General features: G+C 63.2%; 15 protein-coding genes and 1 tRNA gene. 9 read left to right on the top strand and 7 right to left on the bottom strand.

Annotated elements, in window-relative coordinates; translation table 11 throughout:
• Nucleotides 1–47: 47 nt before the first annotated feature.
• Nucleotides 48–1,007, bottom strand: a complete 960-nt coding sequence (locus tag NKI05_RS03360) for a LysR family transcriptional regulator (protein WP_023686474.1) — start codon at nucleotides 1,005–1,007, stop codon at nucleotides 48–50.
• A 283-nt stretch (nucleotides 1,008–1,290) separates the two neighbouring features.
• Nucleotides 1,291–1,380 (bottom strand) — tRNA-Ser (locus tag NKI05_RS03355).
• Nucleotides 1,381–1,740: 360 nt separating this feature from the next.
• Here NKI05_RS03355 and NKI05_RS03350 point away from each other — a divergent pair.
• The 3 genes from NKI05_RS03350 to NKI05_RS03340 all read left to right on the top strand — a co-directional run bounded on the left by NKI05_RS03350 (nucleotide 1,741) and on the right by NKI05_RS03340 (nucleotide 4,169).
• On the top strand, nucleotides 1,741–2,487 hold the full coding sequence (locus NKI05_RS03350) for a hypothetical protein (RefSeq protein ID WP_023814650.1): 747 nt from the start codon (nucleotides 1,741–1,743) through the stop codon (nucleotides 2,485–2,487).
• Nucleotides 2,488–2,603: 116 nt separating this feature from the next.
• Nucleotides 2,604–2,927 carry a hypothetical protein gene (locus tag NKI05_RS03345; protein ID WP_023671119.1) on the top strand — a complete coding sequence of 108 codons (324 nt, stop codon included), beginning with the start codon at nucleotides 2,604–2,606 and terminating at the stop codon, nucleotides 2,925–2,927.
• A gap of 252 nt (nucleotides 2,928–3,179) precedes the next feature.
• The gene (locus tag NKI05_RS03340) at nucleotides 3,180–4,169 is read left to right on the top strand and encodes a BMP family lipoprotein (RefSeq protein ID WP_023683177.1); all 990 of its coding nucleotides are present in this window, start codon (nucleotides 3,180–3,182) and stop codon (nucleotides 4,167–4,169) included.
• A 398-nt stretch (nucleotides 4,170–4,567) separates the two neighbouring features.
• Here the strand turns inward: NKI05_RS03340 and NKI05_RS03335 are convergent, their stop codons facing one another.
• Together NKI05_RS03335 and NKI05_RS03330 are read right to left on the bottom strand one after the other, a co-directional pair.
• Nucleotides 4,568–4,981: a hypothetical protein gene (locus tag NKI05_RS03335; RefSeq protein ID WP_023686472.1), complete on the bottom strand. Its 414-nt coding sequence runs from the start codon at nucleotides 4,979–4,981 to the stop codon at nucleotides 4,568–4,570.
• 13 nt (nucleotides 4,982–4,994) lie between these two features.
• Complete coding sequence (locus NKI05_RS03330; RefSeq protein WP_196813821.1) at nucleotides 4,995–5,201, bottom strand: SlyX family protein; 207 nt, start codon at nucleotides 5,199–5,201, stop codon at nucleotides 4,995–4,997.
• Nucleotides 5,202–5,420: 219 nt separating this feature from the next.
• Here NKI05_RS03330 and NKI05_RS03325 point away from each other — a divergent pair, with 219 nt between their 5' ends.
• The 6 genes from NKI05_RS03325 to deoA all read left to right on the top strand — a co-directional run bounded on the left by NKI05_RS03325 (nucleotide 5,421) and on the right by deoA (nucleotide 11,711).
• Nucleotides 5,421–6,953: an ABC transporter ATP-binding protein gene (locus NKI05_RS03325; protein ID WP_023686471.1), complete on the top strand. Its 1,533-nt coding sequence runs from the start codon at nucleotides 5,421–5,423 to the stop codon at nucleotides 6,951–6,953.
• Nucleotides 6,950–8,089 (top strand): ABC transporter permease, encoded by a 1,140-nt coding sequence (locus NKI05_RS03320; protein ID WP_023686470.1) that lies wholly within the window; start codon nucleotides 6,950–6,952, stop codon nucleotides 8,087–8,089. The genes NKI05_RS03325 and NKI05_RS03320 overlap by 4 nt, the downstream gene beginning before the upstream one ends.
• A gap of 1 nt (nucleotide 8,090) precedes the next feature.
• Nucleotides 8,091–9,062, top strand: a complete 972-nt coding sequence (locus NKI05_RS03315) for an ABC transporter permease (RefSeq protein ID WP_352792173.1) — start codon at nucleotides 8,091–8,093, stop codon at nucleotides 9,060–9,062.
• Nucleotides 9,063–9,168: 106 nt separating this feature from the next.
• Nucleotides 9,169–9,561 (top strand): cytidine deaminase, encoded by a 393-nt coding sequence (cdd, locus tag NKI05_RS03310; RefSeq protein WP_023683183.1) that lies wholly within the window; start codon nucleotides 9,169–9,171, stop codon nucleotides 9,559–9,561.
• Nucleotides 9,562–9,573: 12 nt separating this feature from the next.
• Nucleotides 9,574–10,392: a purine-nucleoside phosphorylase gene (locus NKI05_RS03305; protein ID WP_023686468.1), complete on the top strand. Its 819-nt coding sequence runs from the start codon at nucleotides 9,574–9,576 to the stop codon at nucleotides 10,390–10,392.
• Nucleotides 10,392–11,711, top strand: a complete 1,320-nt coding sequence (deoA, locus tag NKI05_RS03300; RefSeq protein WP_023814649.1) for a thymidine phosphorylase — start codon at nucleotides 10,392–10,394, stop codon at nucleotides 11,709–11,711. Before NKI05_RS03305 ends, deoA begins: the two co-directional genes overlap by 1 nt.
• Before the next feature lie 9 nt (nucleotides 11,712–11,720).
• Here the strand turns inward: deoA and NKI05_RS03295 are convergent, their stop codons facing one another.
• The 3 genes from NKI05_RS03295 to NKI05_RS03285 all read right to left on the bottom strand — a co-directional run bounded on the left by NKI05_RS03295 (nucleotide 11,721) and on the right by NKI05_RS03285 (nucleotide 14,199).
• On the bottom strand, nucleotides 11,721–12,284 hold the full coding sequence (locus tag NKI05_RS03295; protein WP_023814648.1) for a TIGR02281 family clan AA aspartic protease: 564 nt from the start codon (nucleotides 12,282–12,284) through the stop codon (nucleotides 11,721–11,723).
• A 129-nt stretch (nucleotides 12,285–12,413) separates the two neighbouring features.
• Nucleotides 12,414–13,043, bottom strand: a complete 630-nt coding sequence (upp, locus tag NKI05_RS03290) for a uracil phosphoribosyltransferase (RefSeq protein WP_023671129.1) — start codon at nucleotides 13,041–13,043, stop codon at nucleotides 12,414–12,416.
• 184 nt (nucleotides 13,044–13,227) lie between these two features.
• On the bottom strand, nucleotides 13,228–14,199 hold the full coding sequence (locus NKI05_RS03285; RefSeq protein ID WP_023691857.1) for an adenosine deaminase: 972 nt from the start codon (nucleotides 14,197–14,199) through the stop codon (nucleotides 13,228–13,230).
• Between the last annotated feature and the right edge of the window lie 36 nt (nucleotides 14,200–14,235).

Raw genomic sequence — 14,235 nt, 5'->3', positions numbered from 1 at the left:
GCACTCCCAGCTGAAAAGCGGTTGAGTGGTGAAGCAGCGCGCGCGACCTATTTTACGGCCGACCCCGGTGCTCCGACGGTGCCTTGGTGTCTCTTGCTCCGCGATTCGTTGTAGATTCCCACGATGATTTCCCGGAGCCACCTGGTTCCCGGGTCATTCGCCATCTGGCGGTGAACAATAAGCCAGGCATTCACATTCGCTATCGGAAGGGGTGGCGGGACCAACGTCACCTCACTCCTCTCATCCAGCATTTGCAGGATGGCATCACCGCAATGGGTAATCAGTTCAGTGCCGCGAAGCGCCCAGGGCAGCACCGGATAGTTCGAGATGGTCGCAACGACATTGCGGCGAAGACCCATCTGTTTGAGGGCGGCATCCGCGAGGCCTTCCGCCAGGCCATCTGCGGAAATCTGGAGGTGGGAACTGGCCAGATAGGTTTCCAGCGTCATTGCGCTTCTGGCGATCTTGCTTCCGCTCCACACTGCGCAAAACAATCGGTCCTGGCCAAGCTCCACCTTCAAGAGACCTGGGTCGTCGCGTATCGCTGCTCCCGTCAGCGCGCAGTCAACTTGTCTCAGATAGACCGATGAACCGATTTCGGGTCCGTTTGCGGGAATGACGTTCAGCGTCGCGCCAGGAGCTTGCCTGGAAAATTCTCGAATGAGGCCCGGGATGAAAACCATGGCATGATAATCTGTAAGTCCAACGCGAAAGTTGCGCCGCGTCGTTGCTGGATTGAAGATCTGATGCCGGTCGATCGATGCGCGGATCGTTGCGAGTGCGGCGGAAATATTCGACAGCAGCTCAACTGCCCGGGGAGTTGGCCGCATCTCGCCGCCATCTCTGGTGAACAATTCATCCTGCAATAGATACCGAAGCTTCGACAGGGAGTGGCTTACAGCTGATTGTGTTCTGCCCAATTCGGTAGCCGCCCGCGTCACGCTCCTTTCCCGCATCATCACGTCAAAGACCCGCAATAGATTGAGGTCGATATCGTTATAATTCATGGAATTACCTCATCTGCGACCTGAGACCGCACCAGGCGGCACTAACGCGTTGGTTGCGACGGTGACAGATGGGGCACGAAGAGTGAAGACAGAGGTCCGGCTACGCCTTTGAAACTCTGGCGGTTGAACAGGTGACGGCGACCGCCGGATCGCTCCGCGGCATTTCTGCGCCTGGCTTGGCGAGCAAGCCGGCAATCCGCCATGAACCCAGGGCGAGCATGTGAAGTAAAGTCAGCCGCACCCGCTGGGATGGAAAATCGCAGCGGTTTCAATGGCTTGATAATGGCGGAGAGAGCGGGATTCGAACCCGCGTTACGGTCTCCCGTAAACACACTTTCCAGGCGTGCGCCTTCAACCACTCGGCCACCTCTCCGTCCTTGCATTCGCGCCCGGCCGGTTTTGCCACGCGGGTTGGGGAGATGCATCCCTTTGGGATTTGCGGGAAGACCCGCTTGATGGACACCGCCAACCAGCGGATGCCCTTCCCGGCGCCCGTCAATCAAACAGGCGCGGGGCTCATCTAGTCGATCCGGCGCCGAATGCCAAGCCATAACGGCAGTCTATTCGCTTTGCCGGCCATGCATCGTTTCGCGGGGCGTTGAACGGCTCCGCTTCTAAGGCGCTTCGGTTCTGAATGGTGTGCACGGGCAAGGCGGCAGGGCCGGCCGCGCTTGACTTCGCCCCTCGCCACCTGTCGAGTGCGGCGGAGGCTTTGCGGGGGCAACGTCCAGACGTGACATCGAGCAATGAACAGCCGGCCAGCGGAACGCCGGCCGGAGGCATGCCAGGCGGGCTGACGCCCGCAGGGCCTCCGGACAGCGGGCTGTCCTTCGTGCCCGTGGTCTGGCTCCTCTTCGTCATGGCATGGTCGGTCTACTGGCTGGTCTCGGCGCGGTGGCTGTTCGAGAGTTCCCGCGTGCCGGACAGGATCTTCTATTTCGTGCTTGGCGGACTGGCCTTCGACATCGTCACCATCGTGTGGGGGCTTTATCTGCTCGGCCTCGCCTTCAGCCGTTCCGCGCGCTTTCCGCGTCATTTCACCATCTGGCAGATCACCACCATCGCCTGGCGGCTGGCCGAGCAGGTCTATGCGCTGACCGTGCCCGATTTCACCGTCTCCGCCAGGGAGCTTGCGATCGCCGCCACCGAAATCGTCATCGGCCTGTTTTGCATTTACCTGCTGCGCCGCCGCGACGAGGCCAAGGCCTTTTATGCAAGGCCGGAAGCGCAGGCACCGTCAGCCTTTGGTTCGATCGTCGCCGCGCTGGCCGGCATCATCCTCGGCGCCGTCGTCGGCACTGTCGCCGGCTTCGCGCTTGGCGCGGGGATCGCCGAAGCCACCGACATCAGCTGTTTCGAAGGCGGCTGCGGCTACTTCGCGGTGTTCATCGGCCTTGCCGGGCTGGTGGTCGGGGCCATTGGCGGCGGCGTCCTCGGCGTCTGGCTCGTCCATCGGCGGAGCCGAAAGGTGGCCATATAGGCGGGCGATAGGCTTCAAATTCGCGTATGGCGATTGCACGCGGGGCGTGCGCATTCTATTCCTCGCCTTTGACCGGAAGGTCCTCGGGAGGAACTTGAGGACCGGGGAAGATTTCGATGTTGCGTTTTTTGTTTCGCCTCGCGGCCATGATCGCACTCTCGGTCGCCGTCATCATGGCCGTGCTCGACGCGACGCGCTCGGTGGCGGCTTCCACATTGGTCATGACGCCGCTGAATTCGAGCTGGCTGGCGGTTTCGCCCGACACCCGCGCGGCCTTCGAGACCTTCGTGCGCGCCAAGGTCAATCCGACGATATGGGATGGCGGCATCGCCTGGGTGCTTGCCCAGCCGGGGTTTGCCGTGTTCGCGGTGCTTGCCTTCATCCTCTATGCGATCGGCTACCGGCGCCGGCGGCGCGGCGGAGAATTCGCGCCGGGCTGATGGGTTGTCCCAGCGGACTTGCGACGACAACGCGGCAATCGTCCACAGCTGTCACCGCATTGGGCATGTTTTTCCAACGGGGGGCATGCTTTTCCAAAAGGTCAAAATTCCGCGTGAATTTTGTTTCGGGCCGTGCCAGATTGCCTTGAGCGGGAGGGGAGTACACTCCTGGCTGATGCCGCATGCCTGCCGGAGAACCGGGCAGGCGGGCGGCGCGTAACGGAAAAAAATAACCGACAGGGTGTGGATCACATGAAACGTATCGTTCTCGGCCTCCTGGCCGCAACCGCAATGGTTCTTCCGGCTTTCGCCGCGGATGTCCAGCCGGCCATCCTCTACGATCTCGGCGGCAAGTTCGACAAATCCTTCAACGAGGCTGCCTATCACGGCGCCGAAAAGTTCAAGACCGAGACCGGCACCGCCTATGTCGAGTTCGAAGTGTCGAACGCCTCGCAACGCGAGCAGGCGCTGCGCCGCTTCGCCGAGGACGGCCGCAACCCGATCGTCATGGCCGGCTTTGCCTGGGAGGATGCGCTGAAGGTGGTCGCGAAGGAATATCCCGATCTCAACTTCGCCATCATCGACGATGCCGTCGATATGCCCAATGTCCGCTCGCTGGTCTTCAAGGAAAACGAAGGCTCCTATCTCGTCGGCATCCTGGCGGCGATGGCCTCGAAGTCCAAGAAGGTGTCCTTCATCGGCGGCATGGACATTCCGCTGATCCGCAAGTTCGAATGCGGCTATGTCGGCGGCGCCAAGGCGGCCGGTGCGACCGATGTCATCCAGAACATGACCGGTGACACGCCCGCGGCGTGGAACGATCCGGCCAAGGGCGGCGAGATCGCCAAGACGCAGATCGACCAGGGCTCCGACGTCGTCTATGCCGCGGCCGGCGGCACCGGCGTCGGCGTGCTGCAGGCGGCGGCGGATGCCGGCAAGCTCGGCATCGGCGTCGATTCCAACCAGAACGGCCTGCAGCCCGGCAAGGTGCTGACCTCGATGCTGAAGCGCGTCGACGTTGCGGTCTACACCGCCTTCATGGACGGCAAGAACGGCACCTTCAAAGGCGGCCTGCAAAATCTCGGCCTCAAGGAAGGCGGAGTCGACTACGCCATGGACGACAACAACAAGGCGCTGGTCACCGACGAGATGAAGGCGGCGGTCGAAAAGGCGAAAGCCGACATCATCGCCGGCACGATCCAGGTGCACGACTACACCGCCGACAACGCCTGCCCGTATTGATCGGCAAGTTATTTCTTTGTTTTGACGCAATTCCGGACGGAAAACCGCTTCACACTTTTCCTGAAATTGCTTTAGGTTTCGAACCGCCGGGTGAAAGCCCGGCGGTTTTGTTTTTGGAGGGTTGGAAGGACGTTGAAGATTGGCGAAGATCTCGGCGACGTCCGATCTCCCCCCTTGCGGGGGAGATGCCTGGCAAGGCAGAGGGGGGTGCTGTCCCTCGGCCTAACAGCCAATTCACCGTTCATTCCCAACGGAAGCCATTAAGGTTGGCGATCCTTCACACCCCCCTCTGGCCTGCCGGCCATCTCCCCCGCAAGGGGGGAGATCGGCAGTTCCGGCGTTGCGGGCTCGGCGAAGCTGAGACGGAGAGGGGAGCGCCGTATGCGGTTGGCCGTAGGTCAGGGCAGAAGCGCACTTCCTGTCGACAACAGACCGACGAGATAACCCACCGCAAACACCACGATCAGCGCGATGGCGATGACGGCGCCACGCCGGCCGCCGAGCGAATGCACGCCGACGCCATAGGGCTTCCGCTCCAGTCTGCTGATCACCGGCTTTACCTCGTCCTGGCCGACTACACGCATCTGCGGCAGTTCGGCGATGCGTTGCGAGATCAGCTGCCAGCGATCGCTGCCGCCCGATGGCCGCCCCGTGCGATCGAAGACATGCATACGCTCGGCCAGCCGCATCACCGTGTCGCGGAAGGCAGGGTCGATCTCAAGGTCGCGCTCGGCGCGCTCGCGGTCGCGATCGTTCATCAGGCCAAGCACATAGTCGCCGGCCCGCGCAACGCGATCGCTTTCACTGGCCATCGGCTGCTCCTTGCTACCAGTGCGGCGGTTTGGTTATCGGCACGTCGGGTGCCGACTGTTCCTCCAGCGCCATGAAGCGCCCGGTCAGGGCATCGAGCTTGCGCTGCATGCGTTCGATCGCCGTCCACTGTTCGGCGATCTGGCCCGACAGTTCCTCGATGGTCTTTTCCTGCTCGGCGGCGCGGATTTCCAGCGTCGTCAGCCGGTCGACAGGCATGATCATTAAAAAAATCCTTCGGTCCTGACGCACGCAGTCGCAGAATTATGCGACTGTTGAGCCTTGCATATTAGCGAATGTGAAGGTCTCCGGCCACGTTCGAAATTGACAATCGCACCGGGATTTGTCGAGAGTGGCCACTGCGCCGCCAATTGGCACGGGTGGGGCATCATGCTAGGCGTTTTGACCAAGCGATAAAAAAATAAGAGTGGGACAGGCTGCATGGCGCAAGCCGCAATCGAACTGATCGGCATCAACAAGAGTTTTGGCGCCGTTCGCGCCAATCGCGACATCAATCTGGAGATCGCACGCGGCACCATCCACGGCATCGTCGGCGAGAACGGCGCCGGCAAGTCGACGCTGATGTCGATCCTCTACGGCTTCTACCAGGCCGACAGCGGCGAGATCCGCGTCGGCGGCAAGCCGGCGTCTATCAAGACTTCCAACGACGCCATCGCGCTCGGCATCGGCATGGTGCACCAGCACTTCATGCTGGTCGACAATTTCACCGTGCTGGAAAACATCATCCTCGGCGCCGAAAGCGATGCGCTGTTGAAAAAGAGCATCGCCAAGGCGCGCTCCGAACTGGAGCGGCTCGAGCGCGAATACGGGCTGGAAGTCGATCCCGACGCCATCATCGAGGAATTGCCGGTCGGCCTGCAGCAGCGTGTCGAAATCCTGAAGGCGCTTTATCGCGGCGCCGAAATCCTGATTCTCGACGAGCCGACGGGCGTGTTGACGCCGGCCGAGGCCGACCATCTGTTCCGCATCCTCAGGCAATTGAAGGACCAGGGGAAAACGGTGGTGCTGATCACCCACAAGCTGCGCGAGATCATGGCCATCACCGACAATGTCTCGGTCATGCGCCAGGGCACGATGGTGGCGACGCGCGAGACCAGCAAGACGACAGTCGGCGAACTGGCCGAACTGATGGTCGGACGGCGCGTGCTGCTGCGGGTCGAAAAGGGCGAGACGGAGGCCGGCGCGGTCAAGCTCGCGGTCAAGAACCTGACGGTGAAAGACCAGCGCGGCGTCACCATGGTCGACGACATCTCCTTCGATATCCACGCCGGCGAGATCGTCGGCATTGCCGGTGTCGCCGGCAACGGCCAGTCCGAACTGCTCGAGGCGATTTCCGGCATCAGGCGCGCGGTTTCCGGCTCGGTGATGCTCGATGGCAAGCCGATCGACCTGACCGGGGCCGCCGATCCCGGCGAGTTGCGCGACCGTGGGCTCGCCCATGTGCCGGAGGACCGCCATCATGTCGGCCTGGTGCTGGCCTTCGAGGAGAACGAGAATTCGATCCTCGGCTACCATGACGACCCGCGCTACCTGAAAGGGCCGTTCCTCAACATCGACGCCATCATGGCCGATGCCAAGGACAAGATCGAGAAATATGACATCCGGCCCGGCAATCCGCGTCTGAAAACGGCGAATTTCTCCGGCGGCAACCAGCAGAAGATCGTGCTGGCGCGAGAAATGGAGCAGGACCCCGGTGTTCTGATCGTCGGCCAGCCGACACGCGGCGTCGATGTCGGCGCCATAGAATTCATCCACAAGCGGCTGATTGCCATGCGCGACCAGGGCAAGGCGGTGCTGGTGGTGTCGGTCGAGCTCGACGAGATCCGTTCGCTGTCCGACCGCATCCTGGTGATGTTTGCCGGGCGCATCGTCGGCGAACGCGGCCCGGAGGCGACCGAAGGCGAGCTTGGTCTGCTGATGGCAGGCGTCGATCGCCAGGAGGCGGCAGAGTGAGCACGCCTTACGCCAAGCTGCCGGCCTGGGCCGATTATGGGCTGATCCCGCTGATCAACCTGTCAGTGGCTTTCATCGTTGCCGGTTTCGTCGTCATGCTGGTCGGCGAAAACCCGTTTCGTGCCGCCGTCATCCTGGTCGAGGGCGCTTTCGGCAAGGGAACCGGCATTGCCTTCACGCTGTTCTATGCCACCACCTTCATCTTCACCGGCCTGTCGGTGGCGGTGGCCGCGCATTGCGGCCTGTTCAACATCGGGACCGAGGGCCAGGCCTATATTGCCGGCCTTGGCGTGGGCGTGGTCTGCCTCGCCTTCGACACTGTGCTGCCGTGGTGGCTGACCTTTCCGCTGGCGATCGTCGCCGGAGCCGCCGTCGGTGCGCTGTGGGCGCTGATCCCGGCCTATCTGCAGGCCAAGCGCGGGTCGCACATCGTCATCACCACCATCATGTTCAACTTCATCGCGGCCTCGATCATGGTCTACCTCCTGGTCGGGCCGTTGAAGCCGGCGGCGTCGCAGGCGCCGCAGACGCGCAACTTCCTCGCCGGCGCCGAACTGCCCAAACTCAACTGGATCATCGAACTGTTCGGCGCCAAGATCCGCTCGGCGCCGTTCAACATCTGCTTCCTGCTGGCGCTGCTCATGGCATTCCTGGTCTGGCTGCTGATCTGGCGCACCAAGCTCGGCTACGAGATGCGCACCTATGGCCACAGCCCGAAAGCGGCGCGCTATGCCGGCATTTCGGAGACCCGCATCATCATCATCGCAATGATGATTTCGGGCGCGCTGGCCGGCATGATGACGCTGAACCCGGTGATGGGCGACCAGCACAATGTGGCGATCGATTTCGTCTCCGGCGCCGGCTTCGTCGGCATCGCCGTGGCGCTGATGGGCCGACTGCATCCGGTCGGCATCGTGCTGGCGGCGATCCTGTTCGGCATGCTCTACCAGGGCGGCGCCGAACTTGCCTTCGAAATGCCGGCGATTTCCCGCGACATGATCGTCATCATCCAGGGCTTGGTCATCCTGTTTGCCGGTGCGCTGGAGCACATGTTCCGGCCCTACGTCCAGGCGCTGTTCGCCTCGTTCAGTCCAAGGTCGGTCGGCATCGAAGCGGTCAAAGGGAAGGGCGCCTGAGATGGACGTCTTCATCGCCATCGTGCAGATCCTGGACTCGACCATACGCCTGTCGGTGCCGCTGCTACTCCCTTGCCTCGCCGGCCTCTATTCGGAACGCGCCGGCGTTTTCGACATCGGGCTGGAAGGCAAGATGCTGGTCGGCGCCTTTGCAGGTGCGGCCGCCGCTTCGGTCTTCCATTCGGCCTTCCTCGGTCTCGGCATGGCGATCGTGATGTCGGTCGCCTTTGCCCTGGTGCACGGCTTCGCCTCGATCACCCATCGCGGCAACCAGATCGTCTCCGGTGTGGCCATCAACTTCGTCGCCGCCGGCTCGACCATCATTCTGGGCCAGGCCTGGTTCCAGCAGGGCGGGCGAACGCCGGCGCTGCAGCCGGGCGAGCGTTTCGAGGCCATCACTCTGCCTGGTGCTGCCGCGATCCACGATGTGCCCATCATTGGGCCGATCTATTCCGAGCTGCTCTCTGGCCATTCGATTCTGGTCTATCTCGCTTTCGCCATGGTGCCGTTCACCTGGTGGGTGTTGTTTCGAACCCGCTTCGGCCTGCGCCTGCGCGCCGTCGGCGAGAACCCGGCCGCCGTCGACACCGCCGGCATCTCGGTCGCCTGGCTGCGCTACCGGGCGCTGATCTGCACCGGTGTGCTGACCGGCATTGCCGGCGCCTACCTCTCGATGGTGCAGAATGGCGGCTTCGTGAAGGACATGACCGCGGGCAAGGGCTACATCGCACTGGCGGCGCTGATCTTTGCCAAATGGCGACCGGTCAACGCTATGTTCGCCTGCCTTCTGTTCGGCTTCCTCGACGCGGCGGCGATCCGCCTGCAGGGTTCGCCGCTACCGTTGATCGGCAAGGTGCCGGTGCAGTTCATGCAGGCGCTGCCCTATGTGCTGACCGTGATCCTGCTTGCCGGCTTCATCGGCAAGGCGATCCCGCCGCGCGCCGGCGGCGTGCCCTATGTCAAGGAACGTTGATCCGGGCGCCCAGGAGCACTGTGTCGAACATGCGGCTGGTGCTCGAAAGGCGCCAGGAAACGCAAATGGCCGGGTTTTGAACACGATCGTCGGAGAGAACGTCTAGATGTCGCATGATCTGTTCGAAGCCGCGCAGGAGGCCATGGCCAAGGCCTACGCGCCCTATTCGAAGTTTCCGGTGGGTGCGGCGTTGCGCACCGAAGACGGCCGTGTCTTCACCGGCGCCAACATCGAGGTCGCGTCCTATCCGGAAGGCTGGTGCGCCGAGACCACGGCGCTCGGCCATTACATCATGGGCGGTGGCGGCAAGATTGTGGAAATCGCCGTCATTGCCTCACGCATGGCCAAATGCTCGCCCTGCGGCGGCTGCCGGCAAAGGCTGGCGGAATTCTGCCGGCCGGACACAAAGCTCTATCTTTGCGACAACACCGGCGTGGTCGAGACCGTGACCATGGGCGACATGCTGCCCTACGGGTTTCGTGGCGACATTTTGAAGTGAGAGTTGGCTGATATGAAGGAAGCTCTGGACCACCTCGTTGAAAGACTGGACGGGTTGGCGCCAACAACGGCGATGGTGCTGGGGTCGGGCCTTGGCGGGCTTGTCGACCAGGTCGAGAATGCCGTGCGCATCTCTTATGCCGACCTGCCGGGTTTCCCCCGCAGCGGGGTGACTGGCCATGCCGGCGAGGTGGTCGCGGGGCTTTTCGCCGGCACGCCGGTGCTGATGCTGTCCGGCCGCGCCCATTACTACGAGCACGGCGTTGCTGCTGCAATGCGGCCGGCGCTGGAGGTGCTTGCCGGCATCGGCATCACCAAGCTGATCCTTACCAATGCCGCCGGCTCGGTCGATCCCGACATGCTGCCAGGATCGGTGATGCTGATCACCGATCACATCAATTTCTCCGGCTCCAACCCGCTGATCGGCGAACCGAGCGACCGCCGCTTCGTCGGCCTGACCGAAGCCTATGATGCCGGCTTGCGCGCGGCGATCGAACGGGCGGCGAAGGCGACAGGGACGGCGCTGCACAAGGGCGTCTATATGTGGTTTTCCGGTCCGTGTTTCGAAACCCCTGCTGAAATCCGCATGGCGCGCGTCATGGGCGCCAATGCGGTAGGGATGTCGACCGTGCCGGAGGTCATTCTCGCCCGCTTCCTTGGGCTTCGCGTAGCCGCCTGTTCGGTGATCACCAATCTCGCCGCCGGGATGACCGGGGCGGAACTGTCGCACCAGGAGACCAAGGACATGGCGCCGATCGGCGGCGCACGGCTGGCGACGATCCTTGCGCATGTGTTCCAGGATGGGTTGCCGGAGCCGAAGGGCGCTGCCTGATGCTTCCGCAGGAAATCATCCGCCGCAAGCGCGACGGCCAGAAACTGTCCCCGCAGGAGATTTCGGCCTTCGTCGCGGGCGTGACTTCGGGCAGCGTCTCGGACGGCCAGGTCGGCGCCTTCGCCATGGCCGTGTTCTTCAACGGCATGAACCGCGACGAGGCGGTGGCGCTGACGCTCGCCATGCGCGATTCCGGCGATGTGCTCGACTGGTCGGACCTGCCGGGTCCGGTCACCGACAAACATTCGACCGGCGGCGTCGGCGACAATGTCTCGCTGATGCTGGCGCCGATCGTCGCCGCTTGCGGCGCCTATGTGCCGATGATCTCCGGCAGGGGCCTTGGGCATACCGGCGGCACGCTGGACAAAATGGATGCCATCCCAGGCTATATCAGCCAGCCGGATATCGCGCGCTTCCGCAAGACCGTGCTCGAGACCGGCTGTGCCATCATCGGCCAGACCGCCGATCTCGCGCCCGCCGACCGTCGCCTCTATGCGATCCGCGATGTGACCGGAACGGTGGAATCGGTGCCGCTGATCACTGCCTCTATCCTGTCGAAGAAACTCGCGGCCGGCCTGCGGTCGCTGGTGCTCGACGTCAAGGTCGGCAATGGCGCCTTCATGGAGAAGTCGCGCGACGCGACAGCACTGGCCAACAGCCTGGTCGAGATCGCCAACGGCGCCGGCCTGAAGGCCTCGGCGCTGGTCACCGGTATGAACGAGCCGCTGGCGTCGGCGGCCGGCAACGCGGTCGAGGTGCGCAACGCCGTCGATTTCCTCACCGGAAGGTTCCGCGACAAGCGACTGGAGGATGTGACGCTGGCGCTGGCCGCCGAGATGCTGCAATCGGCAGGGCTGGCGTCGTCCAATCAGGACGGTCTCAGGCGCGCGGCCGAGACGCTGGCCGGCGGCCGCGCGGCAGCCGCCTTCGCGCGTATGGTCGCAGCCCTTGGCGGTCCCGCCGATTTCGTCGAGAAGCCGGAAAAATACCTGCCGAAAGCGGCGGTGGAGTTTGCGGTCAAGGCGACAGGCAACGGTTTTGCCACCGCTATTGCCACCCGCGATATCGGCCTTGCTGTGGTCGGGCTCGGTGGCGGGCGCACGCGGCCGGACGACAGGATCGACCATGCGGTCGGCATCACCAGGCTGCTGCCGCTCGGCGCCGAGGTGCGGACCGGCGAGCCGCTGGCGCTGGTCCACGCCCGCACGCAAGTGGAGGCCGAAGCGGCCGCAGCCGCCGTGCTTTCGGCCTATACGATCGGGGCGTCGAAACCAGCCGCCGACAAGACTGTCATCCGGCGCGTGCTGCCGCGCGGGTAGCGGAACGCGCTACTGCACCAGCAACAGTGTGCCGTTTTCGACCTGGTATTTTGCCAGCCGCTGCAAAAAGCTCATGCCAATGAGGTTGGTGCGCAGAGCCTTGTCGTCGAGCACTACCGCCTGGACGTTGTCGACGCTGATCTTGCCGATCTGCAGGCGATCGATGTTGACCACGGCGGCCCTGATCGCGCCATTGGCGGTGTTGACCTGCTGGTTGAAGTCCGACGGGTCGAGCGAGATGCCGATGCGGCGCGCCGTCGAGGTGTTGATGGCGACCAAAGTGGCGCCGGTGTCGATCATGCCGTCGACCTGGCGGCCGTTGAGCTTGAAGGCGGAGGTGAAATGGCCGCGCTCGTCAGCCGCCACCAATACTTTGCGCCCAGTGGGCAGCGGTGCGGCCGGCTTGCCGGGAACCGAGGCCATGTTCAGTTCGGGCTGAGGCTGCGCGGACGCCTTGCCGGCGACGGTCGACTTCAACAGGTTGTCGAGAATCTGCGGATTCGACTGATAGACGATCGGGATCGATGCCGACGTTCCGGCGAACACGCCCAGAATGACAAGCTTGCGCAGCATGAATGGACCTTTGTGAAGGCCCATTCTTGCCCACGTATGGTGTGTGCCGCTTTAACGCCAACCCGAAACCGCGGCTTTGCGTAAACGGGCGGTAAACGACTGGATGTCAGCTGGCCTTGCCAGCCGCCGTCATTTGGTTCCGTACATGCGGTCGCCGGCATCGCCGAGGCCGGGCATGATGTAGCCCTTCTCGTTGAGCTGGCGGTCGATGGAAGCGGTAAAGACCGGGACATCCGGATGCGCCTTGGTGAAGCGCTCGATGCCTTCTGGCGCCGCCAGCAGGCAAAGGAAACGGATGTTGGTGGCTCCGCGCTCCTTCAGCTTGTCGATGGCCGCGATGGCCGAGTTCGCGGTCGCCAGCATCGGATCGACGACGATCACCAGCCGGTCGGCGAGATCGCTCGGCGCCTTGAAGAAATATTCCACCGCCTCCAGCGTTTCGTGATCGCGGTAGAGGCCGACATGCGCGACGCGGGCCGCCGGGACCAGGTCGAGCAGGCCTTCGAGCAGGCCATTGCCGGCGCGCAGCACCGAGGCGAAGACCAGCTTCTTGCCTTCCAGCGTCGGCGCTTCCATGGTTTCCATCGGGGTTTCGATGGTCGTCGTCGTCAGTTCGAGGTTGCGGGTGACCTCGTAGCCGAGCAGCAGCGAGATCTCGCGCAGCAGCCGCCGGAAGCCGGCGGTCGACGTCTCCTTCTTGCGCATGATGGTGAGCTTGTGCTGGACAAGCGGGTGGTCGACGACGGTGACGCCCTGCATGGGTTGCTCCAGTGAATGGTGAATAGTGAATAGTGAATAGTGAGCAGGTTTGCGAGTCCCGATGGATCGATCATTGCGGTTGACAGGCCGAAGAGCCGGCAAACCATTCACCATTCACCATTCACCATTCACCATTCACCATTCACCATTCACCATTCACCATTCACCATTCACCATTCACCATTCACCTCTTCGCATCGAGCCGGGCAAGCAGCGCGCTTTTCGTCTTCCTGTCGACGAAAGCCGCCTCGATCGCGGTTCGGGTGATGGCGGCCAGCGCCTTTTCGTTCATGGCGAAATGCTCGGCGGCGATGTCGTATTCGCGCTTCAGCGAAGTCCAGAAATAGGGCGGGTCGTCAGAATTCAGCGTCACCTTGCAGCCGGCTGCCTGCAGCGCAGGGAAAGGGTGATCGGCGAAACTGTCGTAGACCTTGAGCGCGATGTTGGAGCCGGGGCAGCATTCCAGCACGATGCCCTCATCGGCGATGCGCCGCACCAGATCGGGATTTTCGATGGCGCGCACGCCATGGCCGATGCGCGAGGGGCGGATGTGGTCGAGTGCGGCCTGCACCGTCTCCCAGCCGGTCAACTCGCCGGCATGGATGGTGATGCCGAGGCCCGCTTCGCGGGCGATCTCGAAGGCCCTGACATAATCCTCCATCTCGCCCATGCGCTCGTCGCCGGCGACGCCGAAGCCGGTGACCAGCGGATTTCCGCAGCGCGCCGCAAAGCGCGCCGCCTGCTCGATCGATTCGACGCCGACATGGCGTACGCCGGTGACGATCATGCGGCCCTCGATGCCGGTCTTGGCTTTGGCGCGCAGCATGCCTTCGCCGAGCGCATCGGTATAGGCCTTGGGCGACAGGCCGGCCCTGACGGCATGGTCGGGCGAGGTGAAGACCTCGGAATAGATGGCGCCGTCGCGGGCAAGGCTGGTCAGATAATGGTCGGCGAGGCGGGCATAATCCTCCTCGGTGCGGAACAGGTCGGCGGAAAAATCATAAGCCGCCAGGAACGAGGTGAAATCATGCCAGACGAAGGAGCCGTTCTGGATATAGGGCGAGGTGTCCTTGCCGTATTTCTGCGCCTGACGGATGACGAGTTCGGGCGCCGCTGCCCCCTCGATGTGGCAGTGCAGTTCTGCTTTCAAAGGCATGCAGTTATCCCGTCTCATCAGTCCAGGCCGTAAAGC

Origin of the sequence: Mesorhizobium sp. M0771, from assembly GCF_040320155.1 — a bacterium.
In the GTDB taxonomy this organism is placed as follows: Bacteria; Pseudomonadota; Alphaproteobacteria; order Rhizobiales; family Rhizobiaceae; genus Mesorhizobium.
The sequence above is the reverse complement of the archived record's forward strand: the minus strand, read 5'-3'. Positions and strand labels throughout refer to the sequence as shown.